We start from the raw sequence: 770 nt of genomic DNA, 5'->3' as shown, positions 1-770 counted from the left end.
CGATGCCCGCGTGGATCTTCTCGCCGTTCGCGGCGAAGTTGAACGCCATGCCGAAGAACAGCGCGTACAGCAGCTGCGGCCCGCCCTGATGCTCGGCCACGAAGCTCGCCGCCAGCGCGATCGTGATCGCCGTCAGCACGCCCGGCCACAGCTGCGCAACGGCGGGGAAGTTGAACATTGTCGTCGCCCGCACCTGATTGGTCATCGATTCATCCCCGCTCATGCCGCGAGGCTCAGTTCCGGCACCGTGCCGAAACGCTGCGCACGGCTGCCGTCCTTCAGCAGGAAGTGCGACAGCGCCGGAATCAGGATCAGCGCACCGACCATATTCCAGATGAACATGAAGGTCAGCAGGATCCCCATGTCGGCCTGGAACTTGATCGGCGACCAGATCCACGTCACCACCCCCGCGGCGAGCGTCACGCCCACTAGCGCCACCACCTTGCCGGTGAACTGCAGTGCGCAGCGGTGCGCCTCTGCAAGCGTCGCATCCGCACGCTGCTGCGCGAGCTGGATGGAGAGCAGGTACAGCGCATAGTCGACGCCGATCCCCACCCCCAGCGCGATCACCGGCAAGGTGCCGACCTTCACGCCGATCCCCAGCACCACCATCAGCGCCTCGCACAGGATCGAGGTCACCGCGAGCGGCACCACCGCGACGATCACCGCGCGCCAGTTGCGGAAGGTGATGAAGCACAGCACGATCACCGCCCCATACACGTAGAACAGCATCGTGCGGTTGGCTTCGCGCACCACGATGTTGGTCGCCG

General features: G+C 65.6%; 1 protein-coding gene and 1 pseudogene. Both read right to left on the bottom strand.

What is annotated here, in order from left to right; genetic code table 11:
* A pseudogene (locus GPA25_RS23660) lies at positions 1–223 on the bottom strand (putative sulfate exporter family transporter); the annotation flags it as partial.
* Positions 220–770 (bottom strand): MMPL family transporter (locus GPA25_RS23655; RefSeq protein ID WP_169262836.1); only part of this gene is annotated, 551 nt, incomplete at its 5' end. The pseudogene GPA25_RS23660 and the gene GPA25_RS23655, both read right to left, overlap by 4 nt.

It is taken from the genome of Aromatoleum diolicum (assembly GCF_012910955.1).
Classification (GTDB): Bacteria; Pseudomonadota; Gammaproteobacteria; order Burkholderiales; family Rhodocyclaceae; genus Aromatoleum; species Aromatoleum diolicum.
The sequence above is the reverse complement of the archived record's forward strand: the minus strand, read 5'-3'. Positions and strand labels throughout refer to the sequence as shown.